This window comes from Paenibacillus paridis, from assembly GCF_006345825.1.
Taxonomy (GTDB): domain Bacteria; phylum Bacillota; class Bacilli; order Paenibacillales; family Paenibacillaceae; genus Pristimantibacillus; species Pristimantibacillus paridis.
In genome coordinates this window covers 270,796-288,506 of the sequence record NZ_VCIX01000091.1, presented here as the reverse complement: position 1 = coordinate 288,506, position 17,711 = coordinate 270,796, and the positions used below count along the sequence as shown (strand labels likewise).

The 17,711-nt window shown below is 48.7% G+C and carries 16 protein-coding genes; 3 read left to right on the top strand and 13 right to left on the bottom strand.

Annotated elements, in window-relative coordinates:
- Positions 1 to 524: 524 nt before the first annotated feature.
- The 4 genes from FJQ58_RS21345 to cls form a co-directional block, all read right to left on the bottom strand.
- Positions 525 to 1,979, bottom strand: a complete 1,455-nt coding sequence (locus FJQ58_RS21345) for a catalase (protein ID WP_139996837.1) — start codon at positions 1,977 to 1,979, stop codon at positions 525 to 527.
- Between the two features lie 183 nt (positions 1,980 to 2,162).
- Entirely contained in the window at positions 2,163 to 2,996 is an 834-nt protein-coding gene (locus FJQ58_RS21340) for a winged helix-turn-helix transcriptional regulator (protein WP_139996836.1), read from the bottom strand.
- Positions 2,975 to 3,367 carry a Fur family transcriptional regulator gene (locus FJQ58_RS21335; RefSeq protein WP_139996835.1) on the bottom strand — a complete coding sequence of 131 codons (393 nt, stop codon included), beginning with the start codon at positions 3,365 to 3,367 and terminating at the stop codon, positions 2,975 to 2,977. The genes FJQ58_RS21340 and FJQ58_RS21335 overlap by 22 nt, the downstream gene beginning before the upstream one ends.
- Before the next feature lie 727 nt (positions 3,368 to 4,094).
- Positions 4,095 to 5,534: a cardiolipin synthase gene (cls, locus tag FJQ58_RS21330; protein WP_420799854.1), complete on the bottom strand. Its 1,440-nt coding sequence runs from the start codon at positions 5,532 to 5,534 to the stop codon at positions 4,095 to 4,097.
- Between the two features lie 237 nt (positions 5,535 to 5,771).
- Here cls and FJQ58_RS21325 point away from each other — a divergent pair, with 237 nt between their 5' ends.
- The gene (locus FJQ58_RS21325; RefSeq protein ID WP_139996833.1) at positions 5,772 to 7,088 is read left to right on the top strand and encodes a deoxyguanosinetriphosphate triphosphohydrolase family protein; all 1,317 of its coding nucleotides are present in this window, start codon (positions 5,772 to 5,774) and stop codon (positions 7,086 to 7,088) included.
- A 92-nt stretch (positions 7,089 to 7,180) separates the two neighbouring features.
- On the opposite strand, the gene FJQ58_RS21320 is transcribed toward FJQ58_RS21325, so the two are convergent.
- Positions 7,181 to 8,155, bottom strand: a complete 975-nt coding sequence (locus FJQ58_RS21320; RefSeq protein WP_139996832.1) for a nucleoside hydrolase — start codon at positions 8,153 to 8,155, stop codon at positions 7,181 to 7,183.
- A gap of 72 nt (positions 8,156 to 8,227) precedes the next feature.
- On the opposite strand from FJQ58_RS21320, the gene FJQ58_RS21315 reads away from it, so the two are divergent.
- A complete protein-coding gene (locus tag FJQ58_RS21315; protein WP_139996831.1) occupies positions 8,228 to 8,383 on the top strand; it encodes a DUF1540 domain-containing protein in 156 nt (51 codons plus the stop codon).
- Between the two features lie 99 nt (positions 8,384 to 8,482).
- Here the strand turns inward: FJQ58_RS21315 and FJQ58_RS21310 are convergent, their stop codons facing one another.
- Positions 8,483 to 9,379: a M15 family metallopeptidase gene (locus FJQ58_RS21310; protein ID WP_238404230.1), complete on the bottom strand. Its 897-nt coding sequence runs from the start codon at positions 9,377 to 9,379 to the stop codon at positions 8,483 to 8,485.
- 341 nt (positions 9,380 to 9,720) lie between these two features.
- Here FJQ58_RS21310 and FJQ58_RS21305 point away from each other — a divergent pair, with 341 nt between their 5' ends.
- Positions 9,721 to 11,583 (top strand): LTA synthase family protein, encoded by a 1,863-nt coding sequence (locus FJQ58_RS21305; RefSeq protein WP_139996830.1) that lies wholly within the window; start codon positions 9,721 to 9,723, stop codon positions 11,581 to 11,583.
- Between the two features lie 122 nt (positions 11,584 to 11,705).
- On the opposite strand, the gene bcp is transcribed toward FJQ58_RS21305, so the two are convergent.
- The 7 genes from bcp to FJQ58_RS21270 all read right to left on the bottom strand — a co-directional run bounded on the left by bcp (position 11,706) and on the right by FJQ58_RS21270 (position 17,507).
- Positions 11,706 to 12,176, bottom strand: coding sequence for a thioredoxin-dependent thiol peroxidase (gene bcp / locus FJQ58_RS21300; protein WP_139996829.1), 471 nt, complete (start codon positions 12,174 to 12,176; stop codon positions 11,706 to 11,708).
- 14 nt (positions 12,177 to 12,190) lie between these two features.
- The gene (locus FJQ58_RS21295; protein WP_162341663.1) at positions 12,191 to 12,871 is read right to left on the bottom strand and encodes a VOC family protein; all 681 of its coding nucleotides are present in this window, start codon (positions 12,869 to 12,871) and stop codon (positions 12,191 to 12,193) included.
- A 1-nt stretch (position 12,872) separates the two neighbouring features.
- Positions 12,873 to 13,931, bottom strand: coding sequence for an asparaginase (locus tag FJQ58_RS21290; RefSeq protein WP_162341661.1), 1,059 nt, complete (start codon positions 13,929 to 13,931; stop codon positions 12,873 to 12,875).
- Between the two features lie 227 nt (positions 13,932 to 14,158).
- Complete coding sequence (locus FJQ58_RS21285; RefSeq protein ID WP_162341659.1) at positions 14,159 to 15,487, bottom strand: ABC transporter substrate-binding protein; 1,329 nt, start codon at positions 15,485 to 15,487, stop codon at positions 14,159 to 14,161.
- 156 nt (positions 15,488 to 15,643) lie between these two features.
- Positions 15,644 to 16,198: a ferric reductase-like transmembrane domain-containing protein gene (locus tag FJQ58_RS21280; RefSeq protein ID WP_139996825.1), complete on the bottom strand. Its 555-nt coding sequence runs from the start codon at positions 16,196 to 16,198 to the stop codon at positions 15,644 to 15,646.
- Complete coding sequence (locus FJQ58_RS21275; RefSeq protein WP_139996824.1) at positions 16,191 to 17,183, bottom strand: FAD:protein FMN transferase; 993 nt, start codon at positions 17,181 to 17,183, stop codon at positions 16,191 to 16,193. The genes FJQ58_RS21280 and FJQ58_RS21275 overlap by 8 nt, the downstream gene beginning before the upstream one ends.
- Positions 17,184 to 17,507, bottom strand: coding sequence for a hypothetical protein (locus tag FJQ58_RS21270; protein WP_139996823.1), 324 nt, complete (start codon positions 17,505 to 17,507; stop codon positions 17,184 to 17,186).
- Between the last annotated feature and the right edge of the window lie 204 nt (positions 17,508 to 17,711).

Sequence of the window (17,711 nt, the reverse complement as noted above, 5' to 3'; positions counted from 1 at the left end):
CCTCTGATTAGATGGAATTTCTCCTGCTAAAACTTCCACATCGCCCGATTGGACAATTTAACAGGATTTTCTCCCGTTAATTCCCGCAAAAACCGCCAACTTCAGCTCTAACTGACAAATTAACAGGAAGTTTTCCATCTAAGTGGGCTGACAGAGTTAAAAGGGTGATATTAACGGTAGTTTTTCCTGTTAAGTGACTTTATACGATTAATTTCTCTCAAAATTAATTGATGTATCGTCGACACACGGATGAGATGTTCTTGGTACTGCGAGTGGATATTTAAAAGTTTCTAAGAGCTATAAAACAATTGATGTATCGTTGATACACTGAGGAGATGTGCTAGGTATTACAAGTAAATATTCAATATTATCTAAGGTATATAAAACAAATAGTGTATCATCGACACACCGATGATATGTACTTGTTACTGCGAGTGGATATTCAATAGTAGCTAAGCAATATAAAACAAATAAAGCCCTCCAACTGCGACGTTTAGTCGAAGTTAGAGGGCTTAGTAAATCATCTATCCCTGAGGCATATACTTGCGGATATCCACCTCGAGCGCCTGGGAAAGCTTCATCCCGAGCGTACGGTCGGCACGGAAGAAATTGCAGATCGCGCGCAGCCGGATATCGTCATTGGTTTGCTTAAGCTCGCCAATCAAGTTAGCGACCAAGTTGGCTTGCTGCTCTTCGGGTAACGAACGGTATCGCTCGCCGGCTTGCGTGAAATCGTCGGTTTTATCAATCTTTTGGCGGCCAGCCGTCCCTTGGAGCGGAACATAGGAGTCTGGATAGGACTCTGATTCTCTTGGGCTTTCCGATAAGCTGTTCGGCTCATAATTGACCGTAGACGGATTAGCTTGCATAGTCATCGCACCATCCCGTTGATGATTGCGAACAGGCGCATAAGGACAATTAACCGGGATATGCAAATAGTTTGCTCCCAGGCGGTAACGCTGCGTATCTGGGTACGAGAAGAGCCTTCCCTGCAGCAGCTTGTCCTCAGATGGCTCAATGCCCGGCACCAAAGAGCTTGGCGAGAAAGCCGACTGCTCCACCTCGGCAAAATAATTGACCGGATTGCGGTTCAAGATCATTGTGCCTACCTTTTGCAGCGGGTACATATCCTCAGGCCAAACCTTCGTCGGGTCAAGCGGATCAAATGCGTACCTGTCCACGTGCTCTGTCGGCATCAACTGAACGTGCAGCTCCCACTCCGGATAGTTGCCTAGCTCGATCGCATCATGCAAATCACGGGTTGCGTGATTAAAGTCTTTGCCTTGCATATCACTTGCTTCCGTAGCCGTAAAATTACACACCCCTTGTTTGGACTTCCAATGGTATTTCACGTATGTTGGCTTTCCAGCAGCATTGATCCACTTAAAAGCGTGTACACCGAAGCCGTCCATCTCGCGGTATGTGGCTGGTGTCCCGTCATCCGAAAACAACCAAGTCAGCATGTGCGTCGATTCCGGCGACAGCGTCATGAAATCCCAATAGCGAGCCGGATCTTGAAGATTCGTATGGGGCGCTGGCTTCAGGGAATGAACCATGTCCGGAAACTTCATCGCATCACGAATGAAAAACACGGGAAGGTGATTCCCTACAATATCGTAGTTGCCTTCTTGCGTATAAAATTTAACCGCAAAACCGCGCGGATCGCGAGCCGTCTCCGGTGAGCCCGTCCCGTTGATAACGGTAGAGAACCTTACAAAAACTGGTGTCTCCGTGCCTGCTTCCTGCATAAAATGAGCCCTCGTATGGCTCGTCATGCTTACCTCGGTCCGGAATACGCCATGTGCCCCAGCGCCGCGGGCATGAACAACTCGCTCCGGAATCCGCTCCCGGTCGAAATGGGCCAGCTTCTCAAGCAAATGATAATCCTCTATTAAAGCGGGTCCGCGCTGCCCTGCTGTACGTGAGTTCTGATTATCGCCAACAGGCGTTCCTAAATTAGTGGTTAGGTAGTTTTCCATCGTAGCACCTCTTCATCGGTTTATATATTTAGACTTGATCTAAATCTCTAAACCAATCATAGCGGATAGCCCAAGGGCTGTCATGAATGGACTATGAATGAACGATGAATGTTTCATGAAGAGGTCACTTCGCAGTGTCACATTGTGTCGGCTGGAGTTACCTTCAAGAGAAGCCGCTTACCCTCAGTCGCGTAGATCCGCAAGCCGGTAGCCTACTCCGCGAACAGTCACGATATATTTAGGCGCAACGGCGCTGTCTTTCAGTTTTTTGCGCAAGCTCTTGATATGGGCGTCGACCAAGTTGCTGCCGCCATAGAAATGCAGTCCCCATACCGTGTCCAGGAGCGATTCCCGAGTAAGTACGGAACCATCCGAGGACATGAAATGCAAAAGAAGATCATATTCCGTCTTTGTCAGCTCGACGCGCTGCCCGGCCCGGTCAACCGTCATTTTTTTAAGATCCACAGAAATATCTTTAAAGGAGCGAATGTCGCTTATAGCCGCAGCATTGTTTACCAAAGCTGGTCGCCCTAGAAGCATTCGGTTGATTTGTTTGACCGCCTGCTCAGGCTTAGCCGGCCATACTAGAAGCTCAGCCGCCCCAAGCGCAAAAGTGCCGCGCGTGTCATACGATTTCTGATCCAGCAAAATCAAGACCGGAACGGCGTGTAAATCCGCGGATTCAAGAAGCTCCGCTCCTGCCTGTAACGTATTTTCCGCAGCTGCATGAAGGACAGGAATAGCATCGTAGACGAGCAGCTCCGGCTGAAGAGTCTGCAGCATGCTCTTATTAAAATCATGCAGCGAAAATACGTCAAAGCATTCCGAAGACAAAGCAACGAGCAGGCTTTTGACTCGTTCGGGAAACGGACTGATAATCATGACCCGCTGCGTAATCGAGCAGATCATGCCATTATGCAGCAGCTCTTCCTCCGTGTAGCTCATGGTTTCATCCGCCGAGTGCAGCGGATCTGCTTCATTTGAAGCGGCAGGGTTTAGGCTTCCTTCGTCGCGCATAATTCGCAGACCCCCTCGATGACGACTTGGGCATGCTCGATTTTATACTTTGTCTCCAAAGCGACCTTCTGCAGCCACTCTTCTGGCAAATCGGTAAGCACCTCGTCGACGCGACCGCATTCGGTACATACAATATGCTGGTGCTCGTCCGTACGCGCATCATATCGGCTAACTGCTTCACCCAACTTCAACTCCCGAATAAGGCCTGCATCGGTTAAATAACGAAGCGAGTTGTACACTGTACCATATGCAAAATTAAAGCCTCTGCCCCGCAACCGTTCTATCACGTCTGCCGCTGTAGGATGATCATGAGCAGCCTGTATTACTTCCAATATCGATTTCCGCTGTATCGTTAAGTTGATTTTGTTCATAGAAACATCATTCCTTTATAAATGACTTTAGACTAAGTATAAATTCATAGCCTTATATGGTCAACTGGCAGCTGCACCCTCTGCTAGGCCATGTGGCTGATGATGGTTTTTCGATCAAATGCCGGTGAAACCATTCGTAATCGCTTTTTTATGATGCGATAACTACCGCTCCCGCCTGGTCATTGAAATGGAGAAAGAATCCTGTCTACTCCACTATTCAGCTCTCACCCTGCATCAAGATCACCCTTCCTTCAAATTGTTTCGCACAATATGTCCATTTTGCTTATACTCTGAAACCGTTTTAATTTTTTTGTCGAAATAAATAAACTGAATATTTACAAAATTCTAATAATGAGGTATACTAAGCCTATCTTAAACGAGAGGGGATAGTCCATTGAAGTAGGTTAGCGAAGCATGTCTCATTAACTCGGGAAGGAGCACCGAAGGGAATACAGGACATGCGGGGACAACGGCGATTAGGAAAAGTCGATGAGTGAAAGGTCAGGTACTTACGGAAGGAACAGAATTTGAAACAAATCGAAAGGAAGTTGATCGAGGTCAGTAAAGCTAGGATCGAAGTCGATAGGGTTTGTAACAAATTCGAAAGGACGAGGAAGAATAGGAAAGAATCGGATTGGAGCGTTTGAATAAATTGAATAGTTCTCTACCAAGCAGGTGAAGGGCTTCTGGTTATCCATTGATAAGCAGAAGCCCTTCTTATGTGTGTCTATAGGATTGGACTGAGTAGCCGAGAGATCGATTCCTTGAACCGATTCATCAGCGGACGCTCGCCGTAAATTTCCGTGGTCAGCTGCGTACTATTTTGCATATCCATCTCGAAAATGCGTTGCAGCTTGGCTGCCGTCTGCGTATCATAGATAAACGCATTCATCTCGAAGTTCAGCTTAAAGCTGCGGATATCGAGGTTTGCTGTGCCCACAGAAGCGACCTTGCCGTCTATGACCAGCGTCTTCGCATGAAGAAAGCCCTTCTCGAACATATAGCAAGACACACCATTGGCAAGAAGCTCGCCCAAATACGAATGCGTTGCCCAGTAGACGAAGAAGTGATCCGGCTTGCTCGGCAGCATAATACGAACATCAACCCCTGACAAAGCTGCGATCTTCAGCGCCGTCATTAAGCTCTCGTCCGGTACAAAATAAGGAGTTTGCAGGCAGATCGTTTTTTTCGCCGCATAGATCATTTTGATATAAGCATCTTTAATTTGCTGGTATTCCGTATCCGGACCGCTGGCCACCAGCTGCATGCCAATCGTGCCCGTGTCCTCGCTCATAATCGGGAAATACAGCTCATTTAACGATATTTTGCCCGAAGCGGCAAGGTTCCAGTCCATTAGAAACTGCGCTTGCATTTGCAGCACCGCGTTGCCCCGCACTCTAAGATGGGTGTCTCGCCACTCTCCGAAATGCTCATTCAGGCCCAAATATTCATCACCGATGTTAAAGCCGCCAATATAGCCGACTTGACCGTCAATAATAACAAGCTTGCGATGATTGCGGTAGTTAATTTTTAGATTCAAATACGGAATGCGAGACGGAAAAAATGCTGCCTCCTCCCCGCCGGCCGCCAGTAATTCGTGAAAATAACGCCTTGGCAAGCCAGAGCTTCCAATGTGATCATATAGAAACTTAACCTCGACACCCTCCGCCGCCTTCGCAGCGAGCGCCTTCACGAGCCGCCTGCCAAGCTCATCGTCGCGAACGATATAGTAGACGAGATGAATATGATGTTTGGCCTCTGCAATATCCATCAGCAACGCGTCGAATTTCTGGTTGCCCTCGGTAAAGATATCAACCGCGTTATTGCTTGTGTACAAAGCGTAGCTTGTTTTCAGGTTCATGTAGATCATATCCTGGTAGCTCTGCATTTCCGTATCCTTGTGCAGCAGCTCACCATCGCGCAGCTGTCGCATTTGCCGCTCAATCGTATGCTCGATAATGCGCTGGCTGTCACCAAGCAGCTTATACAGCTTTCTCTTGCGAACCTTTTGCCCCAATATTAAATACATGACAAACCCGATGACCGGGATAAAAAAGAGGACCATCAGCCAAGCCCACGTCGTGCTGGCATTGCGCCGTTCCAAAAAGATGACGGTTATCGCCAAAAAAATGTTAAGCAGCATAATGATTGCGTATGCGTTTTGCATTATTGCGATTCTTATCATAAACACCTCAGTCTGATGTAAAAGCTAATGAGATCATACTCCAAGCACGGTGTATGTTCAAGCCTGATTATATGCTACAATTCAAGCAGAAGAAACGATTGCTTCATTAATACCCCTTTCCGATTAAAATGCATCAAAATATACGCCTGTTAACAAGGCGGGATCAAGAACCACTTTCACTTGGACAGAACCCGCAGCAGTGGCACTGGAGGAACAACGATGGATATACGCAAATTCAGGCTGGACGAGAAAACGCTCGGCACCTTTAGTGAAGAACGGGATGAATATGAACGCGATTACGCAAGACTCATTCAATCGCCTGCCTTCCGCCGGCTGCAGGGCAAATCGCAGGTATTCGGCGCGGGTACGGGCGATTACTACCGGACAAGGCTGACCCATTCCCTAGAAGTATCGCAAATTGCCCGTGAGGTAGCTAGAAGGCTTGGCAAACAATATGATTTTCTAGCTCGCCAAGAGCATCCGGGCCTCGTACTGGACCCCGCCGTGGTGGAGATTGCAGCGCTTGCCCATGACCTCGGCCATCCTCCTTTCGGACATAAAGGCGAGGAAGTGCTCAATCATTTGCTCATGGAAGAATACGGCATGCCTTACGAGGGGAACGCGCAAAACTTCCGCATTCTCATGTTCTTGGAGAAGCGCGCCGGCAGCGGCAGCGGCCTCGATTTGACTGCCGCCGTATTGCTTGCTATCAACAAATATCCCTTTAGCCTCGGTGAGCCTGGGCGGCTCAAAGGCTTATACACCACCGAATGGGCAGAAATCGAACAGCTCCGTCGTTCATGGCAAATTCCGATTGGCTGTTCGACGCTTGAGGCACAGCTGATGGATCTATGCGATGACATTGCTTATTCCACCCATGACATCGAGGACGGCATTCGTGCAGGCAAAATCCAGATGAATCGTACTTTTTTCGAAGATAGCCGGCTTATCGATCATGTGGTACAGGAAATTGTAGAGGATAAGGGCAATACGGGCATCGGCTGGGGCGAAGTCGACATTCCTGCCATGGTGAAGCGTGTGCTTATCTCGTATTTAGAGCAATGGGAAGCTCTATATGTTAGCTGCGAGAGGGAATCCTCGCGCACCAGGCGTGAGATGAAAGCGCGATGGGTCAGCTTGTTCGCAGGCAAGGTCGGCATTATCGATGACGCGCAGCGCGGCTGGAAGAAGGTTACTTTCGTCCATAACGGACAGCAGGATATCGAGCTGCTGCGGACGATGGAAATCTTGAAGAAGCTTGCTTGGGTCACGCTGATTAAGGATTTCCGCGTTCAGCGCCTGCAAATGCGCAGTGAAATTATGATTCGAAGGCTGTGGGATAGCTTTAAGGTGCAAGAGCAAGGGCGCCTTATTATCCCGCCGGATTGGATCGAAAATTACGAACAGCATAAGAGCAAGTGGAGCTGGCCGCGATTTGTTGCCGACTACATTTCCGGCATGACCGATGCTTATGCAGAAAAGGTCTACGCAGAGCTCTATGCCAGCAAATCAGGCTCTATTTATGAGCTGGATTAACTAAAAAGAAGCACAGCATGGAGTGAAACCCACTTCCAGCTGTGCTTCTTCTTTTGCAAGGCTTCTCCTGATGATTCGCCTTTATCTTCACTTTAGTCTCTGCCAACAACCGTGCTTACCGCGCTTGCCGAAAGCTCCGTAATGTAATCGAAGAAACGGACCGGATCGACATCATAAACCAAGCTAACCGGTCGGCCATCCGCGCGTTCCACCGTACGGCCTTGGCTCGCGCCATCCTTGATCACGCCGCTTGGCACTGTCTTGATTTGCACTAAATCCGGGTTTCCGACAACGGCTGTCGTCAGCACATCCCATAAGTAGTAGGTCGAATTGGTCTCCATATAAACAAGCGGAGGACATGCGGCATAACATTGACCGACAAAATCCAGCCCTTCATGCTTGCGCAGCGAAGCCCAGCGATTGCGAACTTCCATCGTAAGCGGCACCTTGTTCGTGCTCTCCAGAGCAACAAGCAGGATCGGAATGCTGCTTGCCCACACGCGGTGAACTGCTTCCGGATCCCAGAAAGCATTCCATTCTGCCGTACCGTCATGCTCAGGCTCCTGAACATTGCCCCGTTCATTAAATGTGCCACCCATCCAGACGAGCTTCTCGATTTTCTCCTCAATGTCTGGAGCTTCGTCCAGCGCTCTGGCCAAATCCGTAAGCGGACCCGTAAACAGCAGCGTAACCTTCTCCTCGGAACGGCGAAGCTGCTCAATCATATGCAGATGCGCTGGCAGCTCAGCGACTTTCGTACGAATCGTTCCTGCTTCATTCAAAATTGGCAGCGCATCGACAAAAAACGTATGCATGCGCCACTCAGCCGGGAATGGGTTCACGCCTCGGGAGTTTGAGCGCGCAACCTCCGTAGACGCCGTTTTCTCTGGTTTGCCGAAGCGGTCAATAATTTTGCGGCTAGCCTTCTCGCCTGGCTCCAAATAGCCGTCTGCCGGAATAACCGACACGCCGATCAGATCAACATCCTCCATTTGCAGCAATAGAAATAGGGAGACCAGATCATCAACGCCAGCATCATGATTAAAATAAAGTTTAGTGTTTGCCATATATATCCGTCCTTTCCGAGTATAAAACGATATATCGTTTGTCCATCCTATAAACAAGGGGGTGAATTGTCAATGGCTAAGGATGTACTATGTGAAGTGAACTCATGCAAGTTCTGGGCAGCGGGAAACCACTGCGGCGCTTCGTCCATTTATGTTGTCAGCAACCGCGGCAAGCAAGCCAGCCACTCCGAGGAAACCGATTGTAAAACGTTTGAAGCAAAGATCTAACGAAAGACTTTACCATTAATAAGCAGCGCAAGCGACTTGATTCCAATGCCCTCTTCTTAATCGGGCTCGAATGAAAGTCCGCTTGCGCTGCTCCTCATTTTATTTTGTAACCGGAACCGCATCAAAATGCTCCTCAAGCGTCTCGCCGCTCTCGGCTAGCTCGGCAGCAAGGTCCTCGCCTACGTAGCGAAGATGCCAAGGCTCGTACTGATAACCCGTAATCTCTTCCTTTCCCTTTAGATATCGGATAATAAACCCATATTCATGGGCGTGCTTCTCCAGCCATACCGCTTCCTTCGTACCTGCGAAGCAATCGGCCGCCGCGCATTTGCCATCGCTTCCGGTAACGTCTATGGCGAGACCCGTCTCATGCTCGCTCGTCCCGGGAAAGGCGCTATAGGTTCTGGCTTTCTCCAGCCCATCACGTTTGACATAGCGCTCAAAGAGCGTCTTTTGCGTGCTGTGGGAGCGATAAGCCGAAACGCCAGCCAGCAATACACCATCATTCTCTGCTCCGGTGAACAGCTTTTCGAGCGCCGCAGCCGCTTCCTGTCTCATCTTGCGCTTGTCCACCTTATCCGAAAAAATAAAACGAACGTCAGGATAGACTAAATCCGAAGGATTATATTCTTCGGGCAGCTTGTTCTGCTTGTTTACAAGCACCGCTACATCCGCTGGCTTCGCAATGACGGCCATTCCATCCTCGGTTTGTTCATTTTCTGCAGTTCCATTGCCGCTACCGCTGTTTCCTTGACCAGCAGTTGGCTTATCGGTTGCTGCAGGCGGCTCTCCCGTTGGCTTGTCTTCTGGTTTAGTCCCCGGCTTGGCATCCACGCCGCCCGACACCTGGCCGCCGTTCCCTGCCGCACCACCATTGGCAGACGCTTGCTTGCCCGGAAAGATTGCAAAATCTCCCGTCTTATATAGAGAGTAACCAATCACCATTGCTGCGCATACCATAACGAACAAAAGCAGCCTGCTTTTTCTTTTTTTCATGATTAGCCTCCGTAATATTTTTTTACATATTTTTCATGTTATTACACTTGTTTTTATGGTTTGTCCATCGCACCTATTTTATAGACTACTAAAAGCTTTATAATGTTTCAATCTAATAACTTGGAAATCATGTAACGTGATAGAAATAGAGCAAATACGTGTATTAATTAATGATTAACCAATTTTATGCTTGGGCATGGAGGAGCCTTTTGCCTTTTGACATTCACCTGTCATTAGGAGCATAATGGGATAAGAATTTACAGAGCGCATATATATTAATATTAGCGGGCTGGCTGCCTCGGAGAGACGGCCTGTTTTTGCTGTGAAAGGTAGGCGGTTATATGTCATTTTTAACTCCCAAACGACTGCTAAGCACTCGTCCCATCCTTTTTTTCTCGTTCATCATGCTTTTGAAAAGCTATTTGGCGTGGATGGTTATTTTCGAAGATGGATTCTCCTGGACTACGATTTTAAAAGAAATACCGTTTGTGCTTATTGTGTATTGTTTCATAGAATACTTCTCATCCAAACGCAAGCTGGTCTACTATTTAATCGCGAATTTAGTCATGACACTCATTTTGTTCGCAGTCATTATGTATTACAAATATTATGGCGTCATCGTTACCTATCTGGCGCTTGAGCAGGTAAACCAGGTTACTGCGGTCAAGAACAGCGTATTCTCGCTGATGGATCCCTACTACTTGCTCATCTTCACCGATATTATCATTATGGCTTTCTTGCTCTTTCGCCGCAAGAAGGCATTGAACTGGAAGAAAGAAAGCTCCCGCAAGGAGAGCAAACGTCTCGTGGTAGCCTTGTTTACCATTTCAATCGCGCTTTGCTTGTTCAACATTTTGCCAAACCGTGCGAGCATGAACGAAATTGTCAAAGCGGAGCAAATGGGCATTCTGAATTACGAGGCTTACATGATTTTTTCTAATAAAGACATTGATTTTGTAGATCCAAACCATATTACGCAAACCAAGATCGATGAAGTGAAAAAAATCGAGCAGCCCGCTGCTCCACAGCTGTGGAAGACGGCTTCCGGCAAAAACGTCATTATCATTCAGATGGAGTCGTTCCAAAACTTCCTCGTCAATCTGAAAATCGATGGCAAAGAAATTACACCGAATATAAATAAGCTCGTCAACGAGAACTATTATTTCAAGCACTTCTACCAGCAGGTTGGCCAAGGAAATACCTCAGACGCTGAATTTGTCGTCAACACATCGTTCTATATCCCGCCCCGTGGCGCTGCAACGATGATTTATGCTGACAAGGAGCTTCCGAGCTTGCCTAAGCTGCTTAAAGCGAACGGCTACGACACGACTACGTTCCATACGAATGTCGTTGAATTCTGGAACCGAGGCGAGCTCTACAAAGCGCTTGGTTTCGACCGTTATTACGACCAGAAGTTTTTTGGCGATGAGGACACTGTATTCTTCGGCGCTTCCGATGAACAGCTTTACAAGAAAACAGCGGCAGAGATGGATCGCATGAGCCAAAACGGCAAACCGTTCTACTCGCACGTCATTTCGATGACATCGCATCACCCGTTCACGATTCCAGCGGACAAATACAAAATGACGCTTCCTGAGCGCTATGAAAATACCTTTGTTGGTGATTACATCCGTGCTCAAAACTATGCGGATTACGCGCTTGGCGGCTTTATTGAAGACCTGAAGGAACGCGGCATTTGGGACAACAGCTTGATTCTGTTGTACGGTGACCATCTCGGGCTTCCTATCTACTCGCTAGATCGCGACGATAAAGCGCTCATGGCTGAAATTTACGGACATGAATACAGCTATACCGATATGATCAACATTCCGCTCGTCGTTGCCTCTACAGGCGTAACGGAAGGCAAAGTATTCGATCAGCTTGGCGGCCAGGTGGATATTTTGCCAACGATCGCGAACATGCTTGGCATTTCCTTGGACGATCATATCCATTTTGGGCAAGACTTGTTCAACCAGTCGTATAACGTGCTTCCTCAGCGTTATTATCTCCCGACTGGCTCGTTCTTAAGCAGCAAAGAGCTATTCATGTCAGGCAGCGGCTATGAAGACGGCAAGCATTATTCGTTAGCCGGTGATGGCCTTAAGGAACAGGAAGCTACGGAAGATGAGTACCAGCGCGCGCTGGAGCTGCTGAATCTATCCGACAGCTATGTAAGCCAGCTGCCTAGCTGGAAGAAAAAATAATGTTTTAGATTAAAATTCAATTTATAGCATGCAAATAAGGCTCACTCTGAAGCACAGCAAGCTGCTTCTAGGTGAGCCTTATTCCTATTCAAAAGGAGAGCTTATTGCCCTGCTGATCTGAACTAGCTGTTTTTCACCGCTTCAAGCACTTCTTGAACATGTCCGTCTACGCTTACGCTGCGCCATTCCTTAGCTAGCTTACCCTGCTCGTCAATCAAGAAAGTAGAACGCTCAATGCCCATAAACTCCTCGCCATTCCAGCTCCGCAGCTTCCATACGCCGAATAGCTCCGAAACCGTATGCTCGGTATCCGACAGCAGCAGGAAAGGCAGCTCATGCTTGCCAACGAATTGCTCATGCGAAGCCAGATCGTCTGGGCTTATGCCAATGACCTCCGCATTATTTTGCCCAAATTGTCCGTTAAAATCACGGAAGTCGCAAGATTCGGTTGTGCAGCCAGGTGTCATATCGCGCGGATAGAAATAGATCACAAGCTTCTTGCCTGCATAATCGGAGAGCTCCACCTGCTCGCCGTTAGATGCCAATAACTTAAAATTCGGAACTTGGTCGCCAACCTTTAATTGTTCTCCCATTGGTCCATTCTCCTCTACTTTGTCATTTCAATCGTCAAGCCGCTTTCTTCTTCCTTCAAATACAACTCGCCAAGCTCTTGAATCTTCAAGCGGACCGGGAAGCTTTCAGCCGTTTTGTTCGTAAAATGCCATCTGCGGCCCGTCTCCACGACCATCAGCAACCCATTGTCGTCGCCAATCGGGTTGAAATCGCTGCTGCGCGTCTTATAGGTGAGAATGCCGAGTTCGGCAAACCGGTTTACTGCTGCAGGAACACCAAGGGTAGGCACGCCAATCTCGCTGATGCACAGGATGTCTTGCTTCGCATCGAAGGGTCGGTCTACTCCATTACTCATCGTGTGCCTCGCGATCAGCTCCAAAATATTACCCGCCGGGTCCTCAAAATAAACCGAATGCGAATTCCACGACTCGCTGAAGGAAATATCAGTTCCAGCTTCAGTACCGATCGGCACCATCGATTCGATCCACTGCTTCGCTTCCGGTAGCTTGTTCTCGGGGATCGTAAAGGCAAAGTGGTAATACTCGCCTTGATAATCGCCAGATGCAGGCTCTTGGAAGGTAAGCTCGCTCCAGCCTGCCCGTACCGTAAAGCTGCCCCTCTCCGAATGAACAAGCGTCAAGCCAAGCCTATCCGTATAAAACGGTTGAAGGCTTGCAGCGTCAGCTGTTGCGATGACAAGCTTCTCAATAATCATTTTACACCTCGTTGTGTTCGTAATACAAAGCACTATCCGTAGCGAATGCTTTTGCCAACGCATGATCGTTATATTGACCGTACGCCAGCATGAGCTTCGTTAAGGCTGCTTCGATAGACAGCTTCTCGATGACAATGGCACCTGCTTCAATTAAGCGGAGAGAGGAGGAATAGAGCGCATCTGAACGGTCCTTAATCGGACATATGTAAACATCGATGCCAAGTGCAGTACAGCGTGTTATAAAATGAGGGAGCGAGTAAGGCCCTTCCTCAATCCCACATGCCGTACCTGAATGATGCAAATCATGGAGCACCGCTTTTGGCCGATTCACCGAAAAATCATAAAACGAATAATTCAAGCCCGGGTAGGGCCGGATGTAGACGATACCCGAATCGAGGCGCAGGGTTTCCGGGTCCCAGTCCAGCGATGATTTGGTCCGTGTTAGAAGTGCTTCCGGTTTTGGATTGCGCGGATGGTCCCGCCAGTGGAAGGCTTTGTCCACCATAGTTCCGTATGTAAGGCCGTAAGGGCTGCCGAATTGGTCTGTAAATGAGATGGCTTGGGTCATTCGAGTTCCGAGATACACCTGCGGGATGCCCTGGTCATCCTCATAAACCGCAAATACGCCTGGCAGCCCACTGTCAGCCACAAAATGAATTGCATTAGCGAAATTGCGAAGCCCGTTGCTCCTCTCATCCGCCAGCGGATAATTGCTGGCCGTCAAAACGATCGGGATTTTCGTAGAAGCAAACAAATACGCCATCATCGACGCACTATATGCCAGCGTATCGGAGCCATGCGTTATGATTATTCCCTCGTACAGGGCTGAGTCCAGCCCATAGAGTGCGGTGGCCAGCGCTATCCAATCATCCGTTGTCAAATTTTCGCTTAATAAATTTAGAGGCTGTACAGCTTGAAGCACAATATCTTCCCGTTGATGAGAACTATTGCGATAGACATCAATGAGCGTATAAGCGCCTGACTGATCAACGTCGATACCCGCCCCTTGCCTTTTGCTTCCGATGGTTCCACCGGTAAATACTACTAAAATAGGTTTCATGTTTGGTCCTCCTTGCCGTCTCGCTAATCCTGCGCTTTCATTCATAAAGGTTAATGGATATCTATCGTATATGCGTCACAGGGTCTTGGTCAAGCTGCATACCTGCTCTTAACAGGTTACCCACTGTCTCCTGCTTCATACGAGACATCCCCGGCCAGAACAACCTGCTGCATCATCCTTCGCAAAAAGGAGGCTCCGCCGACTATACTCGCGGAGCCTCCTTTTTTCTATTGGCCGTTAGCCAGCTTTTTTTGATTTTGCCAGAATTCGTCGAATGTCTTCAGCAAGTCTTCTGTAGCAAGAGTGCCTTGCAAATATTGCCGTCCGAGTTCCGTTCCCATCCGGTAATACTCACTGAAATTTGTGTAATGGCTCGGCCGTTTGACTCCTCTGTAATGAATAGGATCATTGGCCATCAAAATATAAGGGGCATACGGGCTCGTTGCATATTTCTCATCGTCGATAGCACCGCTATAGATGGATCTGAGCCCTGCGGCATCAGCAAAAGCTCTATTGCTTTCGGCCGAGGACAAATACGTAATGAAGGCCCAAGCCTCGTCCCTATGCTTAGACTGCAAGGCAATGCCCCAGCCGGCAGCGCCAACGTTATAGTGGGATATGCCCTGGGGCCCCGTTGGCAGAGGAGCCGTCGCCCACTCGTTATTTTTCAGCTTTTCCCTAATTTGTGGGATGATGTCCGAATCTTGAATAAGCATGGCAGCTTCGCCATTTGCGAATGCATTCACTTGGTCGTTGAATCCCCAATCTATGGATTTGGGATGTGAAGTCTCAACGTAAAGCTTACGGTAAAGCTCAAGCGCCTCGGCTGCTCGTTCTCCGGCAAAGATCGTTGTCCCGTCCAACTCAAACATGGAATCGCTGCTGCTAACGCCATCTCCGTTGTAATCTTGGATCATGCTGGTGAGCGTATTGGCGGCACCCGGCCCACCGCGAAAAGCAAAGCCGTAACGGCCCAACTCTGGTTTCGTCAACTGCTTACCGACAAAGTAAAGCTGTTCCCATGTCTCCGGCGCTTGAAGCGCTTTAGCGTCGAACCAATCCTTTCGGTAATAGAGCTGGACCTGGTAAAGACTATTTGGAATATAATAGGTAATGTCCCCAATATCCCTAGCCATCAATCTGGCATCCTCGCTAATGAGCGAATAGTTGCTCCACTCCGGCAAGTAGCGCTCCAGACTGACCAGCAGTCCGCGAGAGGCATAGGTATGCGCCGTTATGTCACGTACCTCTACGATATCTATGTCTTGGTTATCCTCCAGCATCGTTAAAATGGCATCGTCCGCGTTATCTTCTGTCGGCGTAATTAACTGGATGCGGATATTGGCATTCTGGAGTTCGAACTGCCCGATTAGCTTCTTGAGTTCTGCCGTCCGCTGTGGGGTCATCAGGCTTTGGACGACCTTTAAAGTCACTTTCTCGGAATCAGGAGCAGGCGTCTGCGTGCCTATGCTTTGTTTATCTCCGTTGTTCGCGCAGCTGCTTAAAATTGATATCATGATCATCCACGAGAGCAGATACAGAGCTTTGTTCATCATACGGAGCCTCATTGCATTTCCTCCGATCCAATAAAGGTTCTTCCATCTCTACTTTATTTATCGGCTTCCTGCTCTTCAAGCAATACCGTTTTACGCTATTTTTTTCAAAAAAAGTTCAGCCAACCGCCCGTTATTAAAACGGTAACAACCATTCATTCAAGCAGCAGCGCGGCGGGCTGGTTTCTTCACTAGCATCCTCCCGCTTGCAAGCAGCAGCGTTATCACCAATGTTGCCACATACATCCCTTTGATTAAGGGAAGTTCGGTATCCGTACCTGAGAAAAATCCGTGTGCAAGCGCCATGATGAAGATCGGATAGGAAAGCAAATGAATCGTTAGCCAAATACGGCGTGAGAACTTCTGGCGAAAATCTGACGTGAGCAGCAGCAGCAGCATCCCGTATAACGACAGCGTACCCAGCCCGTACAGGAGAGGATGTTCATGGGCCATAAACGGAATCAACAGCTCTGTCCATTTGAATGGCGTATAGGTATCGATAACCAAAACTGCCATGTGGAGCAAGGCTAACAGCGTGCCGCTATTCGTTAATTGCATATGGGCCTTATAGAGGGTTGCCTTCCTCTTTCCCTTCATGAACGGGTAGCCGTAAAGCATGCCCATAGCCATCCCGCCAAACAGCAGCAAGTAAGCCGCAATCGCAAATATACGCGTAAGCTGCCAGGTAGGCAATTCGATCAACCAATCAGTCATCCCCGATCCCTTCCTTCCCTTTACGATCACTGGAAGCTTCGTGCTTGCGCAGCGTACGGTCTGCGGTGTACATATAACCCGCATATTCAGGAGCGTACGTCGCCAGCAGCGCTGTACCTTCCTCGAAGCCGGCAATACATACCGCCTTCGCCCACACCTCGCACGCCGTAACGTCAGGCCCTGTAATGGTACACTGTACAACATCGCTGCGGCTTGGCTTCATTGTGCGTGGATCAAGAATATGGTGGCAGAAAGTTCCGTCCTGCAAATTCCAGCTTCGTCCCAGCGTACTGGAGGTAGCGATGCCCCCATTGCGGAGTAAAATGACCGCTTCGGCGCAATCGGGCTTCCATGGATTTTGGATTCGCAGCTCAGCCGGCGCGCTGGCGCTTCGCAAATCCCAGATTGCCGCATCGCCGCCTGCATTGATCATCCCAGCCTGAACGCCTCGTTTGCGACGCAGCCAGTCAGCTAGCTTTCGGGCAGACCAGCTCTTTGCGATGCCGCCCAAATCGACCTCTGCGCCTCGCTGAAGCCTTACTGCCTTCATCCCTGCGTCCATTTCCAGCAGCGTGTCGCTTGTCGCCGGACCGATGCTGTGGATGGGAAAGCCTTGAATATGGCCGATATGTTCGAAAGATTGGCTGTATCCAGCTGCTTCAAGCGCCTTTAACATATGAACGTTGAACAAACCTCCCGTGAGCATTCGATATTTATTGGCTTCAGATAGGATTTGAAATAGGAGAGGTGAGACAAGCTGCCAATTGCCGCCAGAGCGATTGAGCTGGCTCAGCTCGCTATCCGCTCGAAATCGGCTAAGCCTGTTCTCCATATCCAGAAACCACTGCTTAACCAAGGCTGCGTACTCGCCTGCCTCGGAATTGTCCTCTGCATTGCCCGGTGACCGAGCATCTGAGTTATGAATGAGAATGGCTTCAACGTCCGTATTCATGGCCCGAAAGTGAATAGTAGTCCGATTATCCATCTAGGAACGCCCCGTCTGAGACCGCATGCCGCTGCCGCCTGAGCTCTCACCCGAATCTGCCTCCGGTTCCGTAGACCAGCTGCCATTGCCCCCGCTTTCACTGTAGTGCTGGTTTCTGCCCGCCGGCTGCCGCTTTACCCAATCCTCCACGATCGCATCCTCCTCCTCGAGCTGCTGACTTAATGACGGGCTGGAGCTATCGCCTGCCTTCAGCACGTGCGCCTGTTGAAAAGCCGCACTGTTCTGCACCGATCCGAACACGAGAAAAACGGCAAAAGCTCCACAAGCCCCTAACTGCCATTTCATTAGCTTAGATGAATTCATCTCCAGCTTCACCGTCCCTTTTGTAACTGACATAACACTTGAATTAAGGAAAAGTATAAACCCGCATTCTGAAAATCAGGTTAAAGCAGGGTGAAGGCAACTTCAAAATTCAATAATATTTTTTCGTTTGTAAATAATAATAATAATCATTGTCAATGCTGTAGAAGAAGACTTCTTCACTTAACCGAATGCCATTTGATAAAA

What these genes read in the sequence shown, in the direction of transcription:
- FJQ58_RS21270 (WP_139996823.1), bottom strand. Translation starts at nt 17,507, where the DNA reads ATGAATTCATCTAAGCTAATGAAATGGCAGTTAGGGGCTTGTGGAGCT.
- FJQ58_RS21335 (WP_139996835.1), bottom strand. Translation starts at nt 3,367, where the DNA reads ATGAACAAAATCAACTTAACGATACAGCGGAAATCGATATTGGAAGTA.
- FJQ58_RS21285 (WP_162341659.1), bottom strand. Translation starts at nt 15,487, where the DNA reads ATGATGAACAAAGCTCTGTATCTGCTCTCGTGGATGATCATGATATCA.
- FJQ58_RS21325 (WP_139996833.1), top strand. Translation starts at nt 5,772, where the DNA reads ATGGATATACGCAAATTCAGGCTGGACGAGAAAACGCTCGGCACCTTT.
- bcp (WP_139996829.1), bottom strand. Translation starts at nt 12,176, where the DNA reads ATGGGAGAACAATTAAAGGTTGGCGACCAAGTTCCGAATTTTAAGTTA.
- FJQ58_RS21320 (WP_139996832.1), bottom strand. Translation starts at nt 8,155, where the DNA reads ATGGCAAACACTAAACTTTATTTTAATCATGATGCTGGCGTTGATGAT.
- FJQ58_RS21340 (WP_139996836.1), bottom strand. Translation starts at nt 2,996, where the DNA reads ATGCGCGACGAAGGAAGCCTAAACCCTGCCGCTTCAAATGAAGCAGAT.
- FJQ58_RS21345 (WP_139996837.1), bottom strand. Translation starts at nt 1,979, where the DNA reads ATGGAAAACTACCTAACCACTAATTTAGGAACGCCTGTTGGCGATAAT.
- FJQ58_RS21295 (WP_162341663.1), bottom strand. Translation starts at nt 12,871, where the DNA reads ATGATTATTGAGAAGCTTGTCATCGCAACAGCTGACGCTGCAAGCCTT.
- FJQ58_RS21280 (WP_139996825.1), bottom strand. Translation starts at nt 16,198, where the DNA reads ATGACTGATTGGTTGATCGAATTGCCTACCTGGCAGCTTACGCGTATA.
- FJQ58_RS21310 (WP_238404230.1), bottom strand. Translation starts at nt 9,379, where the DNA reads ATGAAAAAAAGAAAAAGCAGGCTGCTTTTGTTCGTTATGGTATGCGCA.
- FJQ58_RS21305 (WP_139996830.1), top strand. Translation starts at nt 9,721, where the DNA reads ATGTCATTTTTAACTCCCAAACGACTGCTAAGCACTCGTCCCATCCTT.
- FJQ58_RS21315 (WP_139996831.1), top strand. Translation starts at nt 8,228, where the DNA reads ATGGCTAAGGATGTACTATGTGAAGTGAACTCATGCAAGTTCTGGGCA.
- FJQ58_RS21290 (WP_162341661.1), bottom strand. Translation starts at nt 13,931, where the DNA reads ATGAAACCTATTTTAGTAGTATTTACCGGTGGAACCATCGGAAGCAAA.
- FJQ58_RS21275 (WP_139996824.1), bottom strand. Translation starts at nt 17,183, where the DNA reads ATGGATAATCGGACTACTATTCACTTTCGGGCCATGAATACGGACGTT.
- cls (WP_420799854.1), bottom strand. Translation starts at nt 5,534, where the DNA reads ATGCAAAACGCATACGCAATCATTATGCTGCTTAACATTTTTTTGGCG.